This window comes from Amycolatopsis sp. CA-230715, from assembly GCF_018736145.1.
GTDB lineage: Bacteria > Actinomycetota > Actinomycetes > Mycobacteriales > Pseudonocardiaceae > Amycolatopsis.
Window position 1 is genome coordinate 4,893,501 of the sequence record NZ_CP059997.1, and the last position, 16,406, is coordinate 4,909,906.

A 16,406-nucleotide genomic window follows, 5' to 3' on the forward strand; every position below is an offset into this window, starting at 1 on the left:
GAAATACACACTAGCGAAAGGCAATAACCATGGACATGGTTCTCGACCTGCAGGCGATGGAAGCCCCCGAGAGCGTCGACGGCGGCCACGGCGGCGGCCACGGCTCCAACCTCTCGCTGCTGGCCTCCTGCGCCAACAGCACCATCAGCCTGCTCACCTGCCACTAGATCTTTTTGGTGACGGCTTGCGTAGCGGTGCGGGTAGCGGAACCTCAGCAGCCTTCTCACTCCGGGATCTCCAACTCATGAATGCCAATTCACCACGTTGGAGCTGTCCTCGCGAGAAGACTCCTGAGAACCCGCGGCGGTGCCAGTTGCTGGCCCGCTCAAGCGGCTCCGCCGCTTACGAAAAGCCGGGATAGCAGGTGTAACGACTGCGCGGGAGCGGCACAGGCCAAGTGCGCCGCTCCCGCGCTTTCCATTGTGTCCCACCCCGGCCGGGCAGGACACCGAGTCCAAAGGGATGAGATGCGCGCACCGGGCGATCGGCTGCTGAGCGAGGTGACCTCGCTCGAACGCGCGCGGATGCCGTTCATCGTGCTGAGCGCACTGCTCGCCGCGGGCTCCGGGCTGCTGCTGCCCTCCGCGCTCGCCACCGCCGTCGACGCCTCGATCGCGGGCTCCCGGAGCTGGCCCGCGATCCTGTGGCTGCTCGCACTCGGCGCCGTCCAGATCGGCGCCGACGTCGCGGGCGGCATCCTCACCGTGCGCGTCACCAGCTCCGCGACCGCGTGGCTGCGGCGCACGGTCGCGCGGCACTTCCTCGCGCTCGGCACGAAATCGGGTTTCGTCCACGGCGACGCGATCAGCAGGCTCACCGGAGACGCGGTCGCCGCGGGAACCGTGGTGTCGATCCTCGTGCAGCTCGCGTCCGCGTCGGTCATCTCGTGCGGCGCGATCACCTTGCTGGCGGTGCTCGACTGGCGCCTCGCGCTCGTGTTCGCGGGCAGCGTGCCGCTCGCGCTCCTGCTCGCACGTTCCCACCTGCGGCTCACCGCCGATGATGTGCTTACCTACCAACAGGTTTCGGGCGAGATCTCGGCTCGCCTGCTCGACGCGACCGCGGGGCTGCGGACGATCGCGGCGTCGGGCACCGCCGACCGCGAAGCCGCGCGCGTGCTCGAACCGCTGCCGCGCCTCGGCGTCGCGGGCGGGGGCATGTGGCGCACGCAGGCGCGCATGGTGTGGCGCGCCGCGCTGCTGCTGCCCGCCGTGGAGGTGACCGTGCTCGTCGCCGCCGGGTTCGGGGTGCTCGGCGGCAGGCTGACCGTCGGCGATCTGCTCGCGGCGCTCGGCTACGTCGCGCTCGGCATGACCATGGTCAACCAGATCCCCCTGCTCACCACGCTCAGCAGGGCCCGCTCCGGCGCGACGCGGCTGGCCGAGGTGCTCGATTCCCCGGTGCCGCACCAGGGCACGCGCCCGCTGCCGCCCGGCCCCGGCACGATCGAACTGCGCGACGTCGGCCTCCGCGGCGCGCTCGAGCACGTCGGCCTGACCGTGCTCGCGGGCACCACGCTCGCCGTCGTCGGCCGGTCCGGTGCGGGCAAGTCCGCGCTCGCCGGGGTGCTCGGCGGCCTCGTCGAACCGGACGAAGGCGAAGTCCTGCTCGACGGCGTGCCCATCGCGAGCGTGCGCCCGGAGGAACTGCGCGCCGCGTTCGGGTACGCCTTCGAACGACCGTCGCTGCTGGGGGAGACCGTGTCCGACGCCGTCGGGTACGGCGCGTGGTCCGGACCGTCCGCGGTGCGCGCCGCCTGCCGGACCGCGCAGGTGCACGATCTCGTCGTCCGCCTGCCGGACGGCTACCGCACGCCGTTGACCGAAACCCCGCTCTCCGGCGGGGAAGCGCAGCGCGTCGGCCTGGCGAGGGCGCTCGCCCGCGGCCCGCGCGTGCTCGTGCTCGACGACGCGACAGCCAGCCTCGACACCGTGACCGAGTCCCTTGTGGACAAGTCCATTTCGGACACCATGCCGGGCACGACCAGGATCGTGGTGACGCACCGCGTCGCGGTCGCGCGGCGCGCCGGGATGGTCGCCTGGCTGGACCATGGCAGGCTGCGCGCTGTCGGGCCCCACGACACCCTTTGGGCTGAATCTGGCTACCGCGCGATCTTCACCGATGAGGAGCCATGAGCATCCAGCGGTTGTACGGGGCCGCGCTGGTGGGCAGGTGGCGCGCCGCTGCCGCCCTGCTCGCGTGCTCGATTCTCGAAGGCGCGCCGGCGTTCTTCTCCGGCAGGTTCGTGGAACTGTCCGTGGACAAGGGTTTCGGCGTGGGCAGCGCGGGGATCGGTGTCGCGTGGCTGCTGGTGTTCGCCGGGGTCGCGGTGCTCGGCGCGCTCGGTTCGCGGCTGGTGTGGCACCGGCTCGGGACGATCGTCGAGCCGATCCGGGACGCACTGGTCCGCGCGGTGGTGCGGGGTGTGCTGCACGACGCGAACCCGCCGCGCAACCAGCCCGACGCGAGCGGGGTCGCCAGGATCACCCAGCACGTCGAAGTGGTCCGCGACGCGACCGCGGGCCTGCTGGTGCAGGCGCGCGGCATGCTCGTGACCACGGCCGCCGCGCTCGCCGGGCTGTTCACCGTCGCCGGTTCGCTGGCCTGGCTCGTGGTCGTCCCCGTCGTACTGGCCATCACGATGTTCGGGTTCCTGCTCCCCGCGCTCGCCACGCGGCAGCGAGCGGTCGCGCTCGCCGACGAAGCGCTGGCCGAAACCGCGGGCTCCGCGCTCGCCGGGATGCGGGACGTGGTGGCGTGCGGTGGCGAGGCGATCGCGGGAATGGCGCTCTACGAACGGGTCGGCGCGCAGGCGTCGGCCGCGATGCGGCTGGCGAGGGCGTCGGCGTTGCGGACGCTGACGATCGCGGTCGGCGGGTTCGTGCCGCTGCTGCTGGTGCTGGCCGCGGCCCCAGGCATGGTCGCGGCGGGCTCGATGACCGCGGGCGCCGCGCTCGGCGCGCTCGTCTACCTGGCGAACACCCTGCAGCCCGCGTTGCACGGGCTCGCCGCGACCGCGAGCACGGTCGTGCTGCGCCTGCTCGTCGCGTTGCGCAGGCTCGACGAGACGAGCGACGTGCCGACGCCGCGGCAGGGCGGCGCGGAACCGGCGAACAGCACGATCACCGTGCGGGACCTCACTTTCGGCTGGGGCGCGCACGCCGAGCCGGTGGTGCGCGGCCTCGATCTCGATCTCTCGCCGGGCGAGTACCTCGCGGTGGTCGGCCCGAGCGGGATCGGGAAGTCGACACTGGCCGGGCTGCTCACCGGATTGCTGTCCCCGCAGGGCGGCCGCGTGCTGATCGGCGGGGTGCCGGTGGGTGTCGTGCGCCCGGCCGCGCTGCACCGGATGGTCGCGCTGAGCCCGCAGGAGTCCTACGTGTTCGCCGGTACGGTGCGGGAAAACCTCGCGCTGTTCGGTACCGGACTGTCCGATGAGGACTTGCTTGCCGCGTGCCGCGCGGTGCGCGCGGACGATCTGGTCCAGCGCCTCGGCGGACTGGGCGCGGAACTCGGCCACGGCGCGCTCTCGGCGGGGGAAGCGCAGCTGATCGCGCTGGCCAGGGTCTACGCGAGCCCGGCGTCGGTGGTCATCCTCGACGAGGCGATGTCGCATGTGGACCCCGCGACCGAGGGCGGGGTGGAGCGGGCGTTCGCCGAGCGGTGCGCGGCGGGCGGTGGGGTGCTCGTGGTGATCGCGCACCGGCTGTCCTCCGCGCTGCGCGCCGACCAGGTGCTGGTCATGGACGGCGCCGCGACCCTGCTCGGCAGGCACGACGAACTGCTCGGATCCTCACCCCGCTACCGCGCGATGATGGACGCGTGGACCGGCCCGCTGCCGAAGCCCTCGTCCGCCTAGTCGTTGCGCCAGACGTAGGCGACGGAAATCGGCTGGCCGCGGAACCGCGCCCATTTTGGCTTCGCCGCCACCCAGTGGTCGTCGATGAGCCCCTCGCGCATCTCGGCGAGCCGCCAGCCCGCGGCGAGCGCGGCGCCGACGTGGTCGCTGACCAGGTGCAGGTTGGTGGCGATGGTCACCGATTCGCCGTCGGCGCTGGTGAAGTGGGTCGGCATCCCGGACACCATCATGAACTGCGGGTGGTAGGCGACCAGGACGAACGCGCTGCCCGGCGCCGCGAGCCGCGCCGCCTCGCGGTAAAGCGGCGCGAGATCGTCGAGGTGCTCGTCGATCAAGGATGCCGTGATGAGCTGGTAGCTCCGCGACGGCAACCCGGTCTCCGTCACGTCCGCCTCGACCAGCTTCGCGTGCGCGCCGCGCCTGCCCGCCCCTTCGAGCATCTCCGGCGTCAGGTCCACACCGTGCACTGTGGACACTCCGTTGGCGCGGAGCCAAGCCCCCGTACGCCCCGTCCCGCAGCCGAGGTCCGCCGCAAGGTCCACTGTGGACCACACAGGCTCTTTCAGCTGCTCAAGGAGCGCGATGTCCATGGCGTCGAGCACGGACCCGTCGTAGGTCGCCGCCCACGCGCCGTACCCGGTGCGGACGTCCACCTCGGGATACCCCCGCTGATCGAAGTCGTCGAAGCGCATACCCCCGATTATGACCACCACCTCCGCCCCTGCCGACCGAGTTTTCCGCCGCTCGTACCTCATTCCCGCGCCTCTGCCGCAAAGTTGTCCACACTCGGCGCCCCCTGTGGACAACTCGCCTTCACACCCCCGCCGCTCCCCACTCCCCGGTAGACTGGGCTGGGGCAGCCCCCCCTGGGAGCGGCGGGGGAATGAACTAGGTAATGCGGTTCACGGGCATGCGGACGTCGCGAGGGTTCAGGGCAGCAGCAGGCTTTTGCCGACGAAGCGCCGCGCTTCGATGTCTTCGTGCGCCGCGGCCGCTTCCGCCAGCGGGTAGGTCCGGCCGATGACCGGGCGCAGCCTGCCCGCCGCGGCTTCGGCGAGCACCAGTTGCACGCGGCGCGCGTTGTCCGCCCAGAACTCCGGCAGCTGCCCCATGTCCAGCACGGTCAGCCGCTGCCGGTCCGCCTCGCCGATCACCGCTTCGGCCCCGCTCGTCATCCCGTAACCGGAGAACCGCCCGCCGTCGACGAGAAGGTCCACCGCCGCCGCGCCGACCGCACCGCCGAGCCCGTCGAACGCCACGTCCAAGCCCCCGGTGAGCTGCCGCACCCGGTCAGGCCAGCCCGGCTCCGCGTAGTCGACCGCCTCGGCGCCGAGATCCCGCGCGATCGCGGCCTTCTCCGGCCCCCGCACTCCGGCGACGACCTTCGCTCCCGCCGCGAGCGCCAGCTGCACCAGCAGGTTGCCGAGCCCACCGGCACCGGGCGCCACCAGCACCCGATCCCCGCTGCGCACCGGCGTCCACTCCAGCAGCGCGACCGCGGTGCTGCCGTCGTCCATGACCGCCAGCGCGGTGCGCGGGTCCAGGCCGTCCGGCACGCGGAACGCCGCGTCGGGCGCGGAAATCGCGGTGTCCGCGTACCCGCCGCCGTACCCGCTGCCCGCTCGCGCGATCACCCGCGCGCCCGCCCAGCCATCGGGCACCTCCGCGCCGACCGCGGTCACCGTGCCCGCGACCGCCCCGCCCGGTACGTACGGCGGCTCGACTTCGAAGACGTCAGGGCCGTGCCCTGACCGGATCAGCGCGTCCAGCCAGCCGACGCCCGCCGCTTCGACGTCGATCCGGAATTCGCCCGCTTTCGGCTCCGGGGTCGGCAGTTCGACGAGTTCCAGTACGTCGGGGGCGCCGAATCGGGTCGCCGTTATCGCTCTCATACGGACAGTCTGGAACTTGAACCATGGTTGAAGTCAAGGCAAGCGGCCGAAGCAGGTGCGGAGATCGGCGAACGCGCACCAGGCAGGCCTGCGTTTCGGGAGGTAGCCGCCTGGCACCCCGTTCGCGGCGATCGCGGCCCGGTAGGTGGCCACCGCGTCGGTCGGGCGTCGCGTCAGCGCCGGATCGGTCAGCGCGTCCACTGTGTACAGTCCGAACCGGGACCGGTAGCTGCCCCATTCGTAGTTGTCGGTGATGCTCCAGTAGTTGTACCCGATCACGCGCACACCGTCGGCGAGCGCGCGCTGCACCCAGTAGAGGTGGTCGCGCAGGTGATCGGACCGGGTGTAGCCGTCGGCGCGCGGTTTCCCGTCGTCGGACGGCATCCCGTTCTCCACGACGTAAAGCGGCAGGCCGGGGAACTTCCGCTGATAGGTGCGCAACGCGTAGTAGATCCCGTCCGGTTGCGGGGCGACCTTCCAGAACTCGTCCTTCGCCGCATGGATCACGCTGAGGTTGTCGAGGCTCGCGCCGTAGTAGTAGTCGATGCCGACGAAGTCCAGCTTGCCCCTCACTTTGTCCACAAAGGACGAATCGTCGAACCATTGCAGCGGCGGCGGTTTGACCGCGAGGTTGCTGGTGACCATCGCGCCGGGGTCGAGCCGGTGGATCAGGTCGTAACCGCGGCGGTGCGCGGCGACCAGGTTGTCCATCATGGCACCGGACTGGAACACGCCCAGCTTCCCGTTGCGTTCCTCGAAGGTCCGGTACACCGTCGGTTCGTTGAAGGTGACCCACAGAACGCCCAGCCCGGCATACCGCCGCACGACCAGGTCGGTGAACGCGAGCCAGCTCTCGACCGTGCCAGGGTTCGTCCAGCCGCCGCGGTCGGCGATCCAGCCGGGATGGGTGAAGTGCGTCAGGGTGATCATGGGTGTCATGCCCGCGGCCTTGATCTCCCGCACGACGTCGTCGTAGTACGCGAGCGCGTCCTGGTCGAGCGCGCCGGGCCGGGGTTCGATCCGCGGCCATTCGACGCTCATGCGGAACGTCGTGACGCCCATCGACTTGGCCAGCGCGATGTCCTCCGCGTAGCGGTGGCGGAAGTCGACGGCGTTCGCGTAGGGATCCTTCACCGAGTCCGCGCGACCGTCGACGTAGCGCCGCCAATTGCTGTCGGGCGGCGAGCCCTCAGCCTGGAAGCCCGCCGTCGACACGCCCCAGTGGAACCCGGGAGGCATCCGCGGAATCGGCACCGATGCCGCGGCCACGGGTGCCTGTGCCGCCGCGGTGAGCACCGCGATCGCGATCGCGGCCGACTTCCATCGCCTCGCCATGGCTCCCGAGTATGCAAGGGTATCCTTGCAGCGCGCAAGGGTAGCCTTGCATCCATGTCGGGAGAGACTCGCGAACGCATCCTGGACGAGGCGCTGAAGCAGTTCGCCGAGCGCGGTTTCGACGGCACCACCATCAGCTCGATCGAACGGCGCGTTGGGCTGGCTGGCGGCACGGGCAGCTTCCACCGGCACTTCCCGTCGAAGCGCGCCGTGTTCGACGCCGCGATCGAGCGCGAGCTGACGCGCCTGCGCACGATCCGGCCCGAGCGCGAACCGCGCGCCGACGCACCGCTCGAACGCAGGCTCGAAAGCGATCTGGAATTCCTGCGCGAAGTCCGCTCGCTGATCGAGATCCTGATCCGCGAACGCGCCACCATGCCGCATCTCGTCGAGCGGGTCGGCGAAGTGCTCGTGGACGGCGGCCTGGCGGGGATCACCAGCGATCTCTTCCCAGTCGGCTCGCACGAGGATCCGGCCGCGGCCGCGACGATCATGCTGTGCGCGACCGTCGGCTACTTCCTCACCGGCGAGTTCTTCGGCACCCCGCCCGGCGGCGTCGACCCCGCCCGATACGCCGCCGCACTAGCCGCGATGCTCAGCCCGCGAGGCCGCCCGAGACGCGCAGGTTCTGGCCGGTGATCCACCGCGAATCCGGCCCAGCGAGGAACGCGACCACGTCGGCGATGTCCTCGGGTTGTCCGAGCCGTCCCAACGCGGTTTGCGCGGTCACGTACTCGACGGCCTGCTCGAGGTGATCCCCCGCGGCGGCGCGCATCATGTCGGTCTCGGTCGCGCCGGGTGAAACGCCGTTGACGGTGATGCCGCGGCTGCCGAGTTCCCGTGCTGCCACCGCGGTGATCGCGTCCAGCGCGGCTTTGCTCGCGAAGTACAGGGACAGACCGGGCGTCGATCCCGACGACGAGAGGTTCACGATCCGCCCGCCGTCCCGCAGCCGCTTCACCGCGGCCTGCAGGATGAAGAACGGGCCCTTGGTGTTGATCGCGATGACTTCGTCGAAGTCGGCTTCCGTGGCGTCGGCGATGCCGCCCATCGGATTCGCGGCGGCGTTGTTCACCAGGATGTCGAGCCCGCCGAGCCGTTCGTCGACCGCGGCGAAGAGACGTTCGATATCAGCGAGTTTCCCTTGGTGGGCTTGGACCGCGATGGCTTCTCCGCCGCCCGCGGCGACCACTTCGTCAGCCGCTGTCTGATTGCCCGCGAAGGTGAACAAGACCTTCGCCCCTTCGCTCACCAACCGCAGCACAACCGCTCGCCCGATCCCACGCGACCCACCCGTAACCAAGGCCGTCTTGCCAGCCAATGTCCCCATGTCCGACTCCCAGCAGCCAGTGCCCACCCACACCGGGCGAGCCTCATCACCAAGTCGGAGCAACGACCACGTCCTCGACACACCCACGAAGAAATCGAGAAAGTCGGCGCAGGGACCGAAACGCGTGCCTACTGCTGGTCCAATGCAAACGTGCCCAGCGCTCGTCAAGGCGAGGAGCTGGCACCGTGGGGGTGTGGGGGCTCGGCCCCCACTACGAGACAAGACACGGGGAAGGTGGCGCGCAGCGCCACCGAACACAATTCGGAAGTGGCCAGGGCCGGGATCGAACCGGCGACCTTCCGCTTTTCAGGCGGACGCTCGTACCAACTGAGCTACCTGGCCGTTCCCAGCGGAAGACTCGGAGGTAACCACGAGATCCGGTGCTGGTTGCCGATGACCGGACCACGTCGGAACGCAAGGAGCTCGCACCGTGGGGGTCCGGGGGGCTCGGCCCCCCGGGGGTTTCGGCGAGTGCTGGTGGTCCGGTGTCAAGCGGACACGACTACGCCAAAACGAGCGACCCTGACGGGACTCGAACCCGCGACCTTCGCCGTGACAGGGCGACGCGCTAACCAACTGCGCCACAGGGCCTTGCTGTTGTAACTGTACTGCGTACTCCCAACGGGATTCGAACCCGCGTTGCCGCCTTGAAAGGGCGGAGTCCTAGGCCGCTGGACGATGGGAGCCCGGTCGGTTTTTCGGCGAACCGACCGACCGTGCTCTCAGGTCCCCCTGGGAGCGAAGCCAAGCATACGGCACGCCGTGATCGCCCTGCGAAACCGGGGTGGCCTAAGCCGATCTCGGGTCCTTGAGCTGCGTCGATGATGTCATCGGGGTGGCGTGCTGTCGAATGAATAGCTCGCGAACGGGTGGGCGGGCGGGGCGTGCGGGTGCGGCCGAACGGGTGGTCGCGCGCTGTGAGCGGACAGGTACTCGCTTGCCTGGCGCCGTTCGAGGGCTTGCGAGGCGGACGGCGTCGGTCGAGGCGTCGCGAACGACGGGGAATGCGGCTCGGGCTGGGGAAGATCGACTCCGCGCGGGAACTGGGAGGCACGCGGGGAGGGTGGACAACGATCAAGCAAAACGGTGTTACTGTGGGTTTTCGCCAACCTCGATCGGCGAAAGAACTTCCGACGTACTGAAGGTCACGCGGGATAGATGTTTGCCCAGGGCGGTCGGCCTCAGTATGTTTTTCCGTGCGTGGGGACGGGTGCGACCAGGGGGTGCACCCGTCCCCACGTGCACGTTCACCGCTCAGCGCTGGACAGGGGCCTGCCCGTCGTCGTCCGGGTTCAGGCCCAGCATGTCGAGCAGCTGCGAACAGTCCTCCACGCCGTTGGCGCCCCTGGCCACCGCCAGGCGCGCCCTGCGCACTTGATCGTCCGACACGCGCTGGCTGTCGCTACTGCCGCTCCGCTGGGCGGGCACGCCGCCGCTCATGTCGCCGCCTTCGTGCCGCAGGAGGAACTGCCGCACTTCCACAGACCCGCTCATCGCTCCTCCGTACGGCTCAACAACAACTTTGGCCGCGAGGCTACTGAGCGCGCGAGGCCCCACACAGCCCCCCGCAGAGTGAACCTGTGGACACGCAGGGTATGGAAGGCGGCGGCGGTGGGATGAACCGACGGCAACGAGAACGTGACACCTCTGTCGGAATTTTTGTCACGACCACTCGCCGTTCCGCCGAACTCGTGTAACAATCATCGTGCTGACACACCCCCGGTCAGCGCCTGTGGAGATCCCCTCCGGCCCCCGCGTTCCTCCCCCTGGCGCGGGGGCCTCTCCATGTCCGGGGCCGGAATTTCGAACCATCCACACTGTCGCTCTGCGTTAGTGGGCATGTGGGTCTGGTAGGCGGTAATCAGCCGTACGGCCTAGCGGCGCGCGAGTTTTCGCGACACGCCGTGTGTCTCACGCCACAGACGCTTGGTGCTCGAGACCGAACCGTTATCGTGTCCTGGTGCCTCTTCCCTCACTTGGACGTTTCAGCACCCGCACGAACCTCAAGGCCGTGAATCCGGGCAAGCACCGGAACTCCGCCGCGAGGGAAGCGGAGACCGCTGTCGAAGACCATGAACTCACCAGCTACCTCGCCGCGCTGGCGCCCGACTCCGACCCGGAGAGCACCGGCACCGGCAAGCGCTTCGGCGAGGCGCAGGTCTACCAGCTGCGGATGAACCTCATCGCCAGCGAACAGCTCAAGGACATCGCCCACGAGCGCGGCACGTCGCCGCAGGCGCTCGCGCAGGAGTGGATCCTGGAGCGCCTGTCGTGGGAGGGCCAGGCCGCCTCGCAGCAGCGCCGTCAGGCCCAGCCCGCCGCGCCAGCCGCGCCAGCCATGGACGACGACTTCACCGACGAGTACCACTTCGGTCACGCGTGGCCGGAGCAGCCGGTCGCGGGTCGGCTCTGACCGAATTCCCAATACATGAAACGGGCCCGGCGCTGCAGCGCCGGGCCCGTGCCACGAGCTTGGTTTTGTCCGCGCGGGAAAGTCAGATGACGCGGACCTTCTGGGCCTGCGGCCCCTTCTGGCCCTGACCGACCTCGAACTCCACGCGCTGGTTCTCTTCGAGGGTGCGGAATCCGCGACCGTCGATCTCCGAGTAGTGCACGAACACGTCGCCCTCGCCGCCGTCCTGGGCGATGAAGCCGAAGCCCTTCTCGGCGTTGAACCACTTCACAGTGCCTTGCGCCACCGCTTTACTCCTCGTTACAGATCCGCATCGGCGACCGCCGTGGCGAACGCCGGGCCGTCCCGGGCGGTTCCAACGAGTCGAGCAAAGAGCGGGTCGGCTCCCTGGCTCGCGTCAGAAGTTCCGCGAGTGTGAAGCCACGAACACGCAAAACGACGGCCTGGCACGAAGCTTACCGGGATCTGGCGAAATCTGAACCCCACAGAAACCACCGTTCCCCCTGATGGCCGGACGCCGGTCACCGAAACGTTGTATGCCGTCCCGAGGTCCTGTCGGACCCACCCGCTACGCTCTTGACGGCGCCGCACCGCCTGTGCGGTGGGCGCCCGAACGGCGATCCCGGCCCCCGTCGATCGTGACCTTTGTCACGTTTCATCTGGTCAACTTCCGGGCATGGCCGGGCGTCATTCTGAGGGGACAAGGGGAGTAAAGGGGCAGACGGGTGACAATGAACGACAGCAGGCGCCGTCGGCGGGCGGCCACCGCATTCCTCGGCCTCGGGCTGAGCATCGCGATCGGCATGAGCGCCTGTTCAAGCGGTTCGAGCGCGCCGGAAGCGGCGCCGGCCGCGAACCAGGACCAGCACGCGGGCGGCGGGACGGGCACTCCCGCCGCGGCCGCGAAGATCACCGCGATGCCCGCGGCGGGCGCGCAGAACGTGGCGCCGGGCGAACCGGTGAAGGTCACCGTCGCGGACGGCACGATCCAGTCGGTCACGCTCACCAACCAGGACGGCAAGCAGGTCGGCGGCCAGCCCGCGCCGGACAAGAAGAGCTGGGCCACCACCGAGCCGCTCGGCTACGGCAAGACCTACACCTGGGCGGGTACCGCGGTCGGCGCCGACGGCAAGCCAGCGCAGCTTTCCGGGGCGTTCACCACGGTGGTGCCGAAGCGCCAGATGCAGGGCTCGCTCAACGTCGGCGACAACCAGGAGTACGGCATCGCGATGCCGATCGCGCTCACCTTCGGCAGCAAGGTGTCCGACAAGGCCGCGGTCGAGAAGGCGCTTTCGGTGGAGACCACGCCGAAGGCGGAGGGCTCGTGGGCGTGGCTCGACGGCGACACCTCCGTGCACTGGCGGCCGAAGGAGTACTTCAAGCCGGGCACCGAGGTGAAGGTCAACGCCAAGCTCTACGGCGTGAAGATCGGCGAAGGCGTGTACGGCAAGCAGGACGTCGCGGCGTCGTTCAAGATCGGCCGCTCGCAGATCGTCAAGGGGAACACGCAGTCTCACCGCATGCAGGTGATCAGGGACGGCCAGCAGATCGCGGACTACCCGGTGAGCTACGGGCTCGACTCCGATCCCGGCCGCGTCACGCACAGCGGGACCCACGTCGTGATGTCCAAGCACCCGACGTACTCGATGAGCAACCCGCGCTACAACTACACCGACGTCAACGTGCCGTGGGCGGTCCGGATCTCCAACAACGGCGAGTTCATCCACGGCCTCGCCGCGTCGATCTGGGCGCAGGGCAAGAAGAACATCTCGCACGGGTGCCTGAACCTGTCGCCGAAGAACGCGAAGGAGTACTTCGACGGCGTGCTCCCCGGTGACCCGGTGGAGATCGAGGGCAGCACCCAGCAGCTGTCCGCGAAGGACGGCGACTACTCGGACTGGACCTACTCCTGGGAGGACTGGTCCAAGAAGTCCGCGGCCAACAGCTGAGCACGAGCACGGAGGACGGCCAGGAAGCCAGCGCGGCTTCCTGGCCGTTCGTGTTTTCCGGGAGGGGCGGGAGAAAACTCGTGAAGATCGATGCAACCCGCTTCGAACCCGCGCGCATGTCTAACGGCAGAGGCGCCGCCGAACGGTGGCGGTGCCACGGACCTAGGAGACCCCTTGCGCACTCGAATCACCTTGTGGGCCGGCGCGCTGCTGCTGGCTGGCGGCATCGCGGCCGGAACGGCGGCCGTGGCGAGCGCGAGCACCACGGACACCCCGCAGGCACCCGCGCCCACCGCCTCGCGGCAGCCGAGCGCGCCCGCGCCCGCGCCTGCGCCGCCGAGGGGCGAGCCGACCGTCACGCGCCAGGCGCCGACGAAGGCCCCCGCGGCCACCCCGAGCCAGCGGCGTCCGACCGCGGTACCGGGCAAGGTGCCCGCGGGCCCGACCGGCGACCTGCACCTGCCTGCCATCCTCGGCGGCAACTGACCTGGTGACCGACCAGCAGCTCCCGGGTACCGGGCGGGGCTCGCCGTGGGACGGCGAGTTCGCCCGGTACTTCGGCGAGCGCGCGCACGCCCTTCGCGCCACCGCCTACCTGTTGTGCGGCGATTGGCACCACGCGGAGGACATCACCCAGCAATCCCTGCTCAAGCTGTACCTGGCGTGGCCGCGCCTGTCGCACCGCGACATGCTCGACGCCTACGCGCGCAAGGTCGTGCTCCGCACGTTCCTCGCCGAGCACCGGCGGCCGTGGCGCCGCCGCGAACGGCTCACGGACGTGCCGCCGGAACTGCCCGGTGACGGCGATTCCGGTACCGAGCAACGGATGCTGGTGCTGCACGCGCTCGGCTCGGTCCCGCCGAAACAGCGGGCCGTGCTGGTGCTGCGGTATTGGAACGACCTGAGCGTCGAAGAAACCGCGGCGGCGCTCGGATGTTCCACGGGGACCGTGAAGAGTCAAAGCGCGCGGGGGCTCGACACCCTGCGCAAGCGGCTGGGGCCGTATTTCAGCGGAGTGCTGTCCGGGACGGGAAGGGAGGTGACCTGATGCCCGACGAGGACCTGAAAGAACTGCTCGGCGCCACCGGGGCGGCCGAAGGCCCGCCGATGGGGTTCTCCGCCGAGGAGATCATCGGCCGCGGCGGCCGGATCCGGCGGCGGCGCAAGGGATTCGCGGTCGCCGCCACGTCGGTGGCCACCGCGGGCGCCATCGCGGCGGTCGCGCTGCTGGTGCCCTCGCGCGCGCCCGCTCCGGTGCAGCCAGCGGGCCCGAACGTCGCCACGCCGTCCGTCACGGCGCCGCCTCCCAAGATCGAGCCGGCGCCGACCTCGGTACCGACCGCGCCGATGCCGAAGGTGGCTCCATCGCAGACGGAACGGCAGCGAAGCTCGCCGACACCGGAACGGCGAAGCCCGTCACGGACCTCGACACCGAGCGCGGAACAGCCGCCCGCACCACCCGCGGCAACGTTGCCGTCGACGGGGATGCCACCGCCGTCGCGCCCGAGCCCGACGGGTAGGTAGTCCACAACGGACAGTCTGTTGTGGACTGCGCTGCCGGTCAGGAATCCGATTGGCGGGGCTCCGCCAGCTCCCCGTCTTCGACGGGCCGGTAGTGGTGCCGCGCCGCGCGCAACCGCTCTTCGGTGCTCGCTGCCTTGGCCTCCGGCGCGGCCGCGATCGAGCGCTTCGCCTGCCGCACGATCTCCAGCGTGGCCGCGTTCATCGCGACGTCGCCGCGCAGCACGGCGTCGAGCGTCGGGGACACCGGGGTCATCCGCTGGGTGACCTCGCTCAGCAGCGTCACCGCCTCGGCGAGTCCGGGCAGCGCGGTGTCGTATTCGTCTTCGGCCGTCGCCTTCTCCACGCCCGCCTCCTCCTCGTCCAGCCGCACCATCTTGCCCGGACCGGCGCGACAAAACCACCTCGATTTGGTTACGCGTTGTCGACAGCCGAGGCCGCGCGACGCCCCGTCAGGGGCATGATCAGGTAACCAAGTGCCGCAGTGTGACATCCCGCCACGGCGTTCGCGCTGGTCGAGATCAAAAAGTTGAAATTTTCCGACCCGGGCGTTGACCAGCGGTAATGTAACCCATTCGAGTGAACGGCAAGGGGTAGAAGCGGTCGTCGGACTGGACAAAACAGACAGTTCCCCTACGGTCGAGGCACTGCACAGGCAGGGACGGACGAGAAGCACCGGCATTGTGTGCGCACGGGACTGGGAGGGCGGCGATGGCCGAAGAAGCGGTGCTCGGGGAGGCGGAAGCGCCGAAGGAGGCGCCACCCGAGCAGATCAGGCGGGCCGTCGCGGGATCCGCGATGGGCAACTGCATCGAGTGGTACGACTTCGGGGTCTTCGGCTTCATGCCCGCGATCCTCGGGCAGGTGTTCTTCAACGCGGCCAGCACGTCCGAAGGGGCGCTGGCGACGTTCGCGGTACTCGCCATCACCTTCGTGGTGCGGCCGTTCGGCAGTTTCGTGTTCGGCCCGCTCGGCGACCGGATCGGCCGCCAGAAGGTGCTGGCGCTGACGATCATGCTGATGTCCGGCACCACGTTCCTCATCGGACTGCTGCCCTCCTACGCCACGATCGGGCCCGCGGCCGCGGTGATTTTGGTGCTGTTGCGGGCCATCCAGGGATTTTCGGCCGGTGGTGAGTACGGCGGCGCGGCGACATTCATCGCCGAGTACGCGCCGGACCGCAAACGCGGCTTCTGGGGGAGCTGGCTCGAATTCGGCACCGTGCTCGGGTTCGCGATGGGCGCGGGTTTCGTCACGCTCTTCACCGTCCTTTTCGGAGAGGCGGCCATGCTCGACTGGGGCTGGCGCCTGCCGTTCCTGATCGCGGGGCCGCTCGGCCTGGTCGGGCTCTACCTGCGGACCAAGCTCGAAGACACCCCGCTGTTCGTCGAGTTGGCGAAGAAGCAGAAGGTCGAGAAGGCGCCGCTGAAGACGTTGCTGACGAAGCACTGGTCGTCGATCCTGCACCTGGTCGGGATCGTGGTGCTGCTCAACATCGCCGACTACATGGTGATCACGTACATGGAGACCTACCTGAAGGACGTGGTCGGGTTCGGCGGCAACACCCCGCTGCTGATCATGCTCGCCACCATGGTCGGCGTGCTGCTGCTGATCGTGCCGATGGGCAGCCTGTCCGACCGGATCGGCCGCAAGCCCATCCTGATCACGTGCGTGGTGTCGTTCCTCGCGCTGCCGATCCCCGCGTTCAGCCTGATGCGCGCTTCCGGTGACGACAAGAACGCGCTGCAGCTGACGCTCGGTGTCGTGATGATCGCCGTGCCGCTCGTGATGATCCTGTCCGTGGTGGCTTCGACGCTGCCCGCGATGTTCCCGACACAGGAACGCTACGGCGGTTTTTCCATCGGCTACAGCGTTTCCACCGCCGCGTTCGGCGGGACCGCGCCGTACATCGTGAGCAGCCTCGTCGACGGCACTGGCAACACGCTGTGGCCCGCGTACTACCTGATGGCCGCCGCCGCGGTGGCCGCGGTGCCGGTGCTGCTGCTGCCCGAAACCGCGGGCGTCTCGTTGCGCGGCATCGTGAATTCGCGGATCGCGCGGCGCAGGCAGGCCAAGGCGGTCCCGGTCACCGGCTGAGCGCCGGTTA

General features: G+C 69.6%; 17 protein-coding genes and 3 tRNA genes. 10 read left to right on the plus strand and 10 right to left on the minus strand.

Features of this window, described 5'->3' with window-relative positions; translation table 11 throughout:
- Nucleotides 1–29: 29 nt before the first annotated feature.
- The 3 genes from HUW46_RS23520 to HUW46_RS23530 all read left to right on the plus strand — a co-directional run bounded on the left by HUW46_RS23520 (nucleotide 30) and on the right by HUW46_RS23530 (nucleotide 3,859).
- Nucleotides 30–167, plus strand: a complete 138-nt coding sequence (locus HUW46_RS23520; RefSeq protein WP_215549333.1) for a SapB/AmfS family lanthipeptide — start codon at nucleotides 30–32, stop codon at nucleotides 165–167.
- A gap of 300 nt (nucleotides 168–467) precedes the next feature.
- On the plus strand, nucleotides 468–2,135 hold the full coding sequence (locus tag HUW46_RS23525) for an ABC transporter ATP-binding protein (RefSeq protein ID WP_215549334.1): 1,668 nt from the start codon (nucleotides 468–470) through the stop codon (nucleotides 2,133–2,135).
- Entirely contained in the window at nucleotides 2,132–3,859 is a 1,728-nt protein-coding gene (locus HUW46_RS23530; protein ID WP_215549335.1) for an ABC transporter ATP-binding protein, read from the plus strand. The genes HUW46_RS23525 and HUW46_RS23530 overlap by 4 nt, the downstream gene beginning before the upstream one ends.
- Here the strand turns inward: HUW46_RS23530 and HUW46_RS23535 are convergent.
- The 3 genes from HUW46_RS23535 to HUW46_RS23545 all read right to left on the minus strand — a co-directional run bounded on the left by HUW46_RS23535 (nucleotide 3,856) and on the right by HUW46_RS23545 (nucleotide 7,086).
- Entirely contained in the window at nucleotides 3,856–4,551 is a 696-nt protein-coding gene (locus tag HUW46_RS23535; RefSeq protein WP_215549336.1) for a class I SAM-dependent DNA methyltransferase, read from the minus strand. The two genes, HUW46_RS23530 and HUW46_RS23535, sit on opposite strands and share 4 nt — an antisense overlap.
- 237 nt (nucleotides 4,552–4,788) lie before the next feature.
- Nucleotides 4,789–5,751: a zinc-binding dehydrogenase gene (locus HUW46_RS23540; protein ID WP_215549337.1), complete on the minus strand. Its 963-nt coding sequence runs from the start codon at nucleotides 5,749–5,751 to the stop codon at nucleotides 4,789–4,791.
- A 33-nt stretch (nucleotides 5,752–5,784) separates the two neighbouring features.
- Nucleotides 5,785–7,086 (minus strand): glycoside hydrolase family 1 protein, encoded by a 1,302-nt coding sequence (locus HUW46_RS23545; protein ID WP_254126487.1) that lies wholly within the window; start codon nucleotides 7,084–7,086, stop codon nucleotides 5,785–5,787.
- Nucleotides 7,087–7,140: 54 nt separating this feature from the next.
- On the opposite strand from HUW46_RS23545, the gene HUW46_RS23550 reads away from it, so the two are divergent.
- The gene (locus HUW46_RS23550) at nucleotides 7,141–7,725 is read left to right on the plus strand and encodes a TetR/AcrR family transcriptional regulator (protein WP_215549338.1); all 585 of its coding nucleotides are present in this window, start codon (nucleotides 7,141–7,143) and stop codon (nucleotides 7,723–7,725) included.
- Here the strand turns inward: HUW46_RS23550 and HUW46_RS23555 are convergent.
- The 5 genes from HUW46_RS23555 to HUW46_RS23575 all read right to left on the minus strand — a co-directional run bounded on the left by HUW46_RS23555 (nucleotide 7,682) and on the right by HUW46_RS23575 (nucleotide 9,910).
- Nucleotides 7,682–8,416 carry an SDR family oxidoreductase gene (locus HUW46_RS23555; RefSeq protein ID WP_215549339.1) on the minus strand — a complete coding sequence of 245 codons (735 nt, stop codon included), beginning with the start codon at nucleotides 8,414–8,416 and terminating at the stop codon, nucleotides 7,682–7,684. The genes HUW46_RS23550 and HUW46_RS23555 overlap by 44 nt on opposite strands.
- Before the next feature lie 268 nt (nucleotides 8,417–8,684).
- A tRNA-Phe gene (locus tag HUW46_RS23560) sits at nucleotides 8,685–8,758 on the minus strand.
- A 175-nt stretch (nucleotides 8,759–8,933) separates the two neighbouring features.
- Nucleotides 8,934–9,007, minus strand: a tRNA-Asp gene (locus HUW46_RS23565).
- A 22-nt stretch (nucleotides 9,008–9,029) separates the two neighbouring features.
- A tRNA-Glu gene (locus HUW46_RS23570) sits at nucleotides 9,030–9,102 on the minus strand.
- Nucleotides 9,103–9,670: 568 nt separating this feature from the next.
- The gene (locus HUW46_RS23575) at nucleotides 9,671–9,910 is read right to left on the minus strand and encodes a hypothetical protein (protein ID WP_215549340.1); all 240 of its coding nucleotides are present in this window, start codon (nucleotides 9,908–9,910) and stop codon (nucleotides 9,671–9,673) included.
- Between the two features lie 466 nt (nucleotides 9,911–10,376).
- Between HUW46_RS23575 and HUW46_RS23580 the strand changes: the two genes are divergently transcribed.
- Nucleotides 10,377–10,829: a hypothetical protein gene (locus HUW46_RS23580; protein ID WP_215549341.1), complete on the plus strand. Its 453-nt coding sequence runs from the start codon at nucleotides 10,377–10,379 to the stop codon at nucleotides 10,827–10,829.
- Between the two features lie 82 nt (nucleotides 10,830–10,911).
- Here the strand turns inward: HUW46_RS23580 and HUW46_RS23585 are convergent, their stop codons facing one another.
- Nucleotides 10,912–11,115: a cold-shock protein gene (locus HUW46_RS23585; RefSeq protein ID WP_027941311.1), complete on the minus strand. Its 204-nt coding sequence runs from the start codon at nucleotides 11,113–11,115 to the stop codon at nucleotides 10,912–10,914.
- 445 nt (nucleotides 11,116–11,560) lie between these two features.
- Here HUW46_RS23585 and HUW46_RS23590 point away from each other — a divergent pair, with 445 nt between their 5' ends.
- From HUW46_RS23590 to HUW46_RS23605, 4 genes are all read left to right on the plus strand, one after another.
- Nucleotides 11,561–12,778: a L,D-transpeptidase gene (locus tag HUW46_RS23590; RefSeq protein WP_215550058.1), complete on the plus strand. Its 1,218-nt coding sequence runs from the start codon at nucleotides 11,561–11,563 to the stop codon at nucleotides 12,776–12,778.
- Between the two features lie 174 nt (nucleotides 12,779–12,952).
- Nucleotides 12,953–13,264, plus strand: a complete 312-nt coding sequence (locus HUW46_RS23595; protein ID WP_215549342.1) for a hypothetical protein — start codon at nucleotides 12,953–12,955, stop codon at nucleotides 13,262–13,264.
- A gap of 4 nt (nucleotides 13,265–13,268) precedes the next feature.
- Nucleotides 13,269–13,826 carry a SigE family RNA polymerase sigma factor gene (locus tag HUW46_RS23600; protein WP_215549343.1) on the plus strand — a complete coding sequence of 186 codons (558 nt, stop codon included), beginning with the start codon at nucleotides 13,269–13,271 and terminating at the stop codon, nucleotides 13,824–13,826.
- Nucleotides 13,826–14,302: a hypothetical protein gene (locus HUW46_RS23605; protein WP_215549344.1), complete on the plus strand. Its 477-nt coding sequence runs from the start codon at nucleotides 13,826–13,828 to the stop codon at nucleotides 14,300–14,302. Before HUW46_RS23600 ends, HUW46_RS23605 begins: the two co-directional genes overlap by 1 nt.
- 37 nt (nucleotides 14,303–14,339) lie before the next feature.
- Here the strand turns inward: HUW46_RS23605 and HUW46_RS23610 are convergent, their stop codons facing one another.
- The gene (locus HUW46_RS23610) at nucleotides 14,340–14,645 is read right to left on the minus strand and encodes a hypothetical protein (protein ID WP_215549345.1); all 306 of its coding nucleotides are present in this window, start codon (nucleotides 14,643–14,645) and stop codon (nucleotides 14,340–14,342) included.
- 365 nt (nucleotides 14,646–15,010) lie between these two features.
- On the opposite strand from HUW46_RS23610, the gene HUW46_RS23615 reads away from it, so the two are divergent.
- Nucleotides 15,011–16,396 (plus strand): MFS transporter, encoded by a 1,386-nt coding sequence (locus tag HUW46_RS23615; protein WP_215549346.1) that lies wholly within the window; start codon nucleotides 15,011–15,013, stop codon nucleotides 16,394–16,396.
- Nucleotides 16,397–16,406 lie beyond the last annotated feature (10 nt).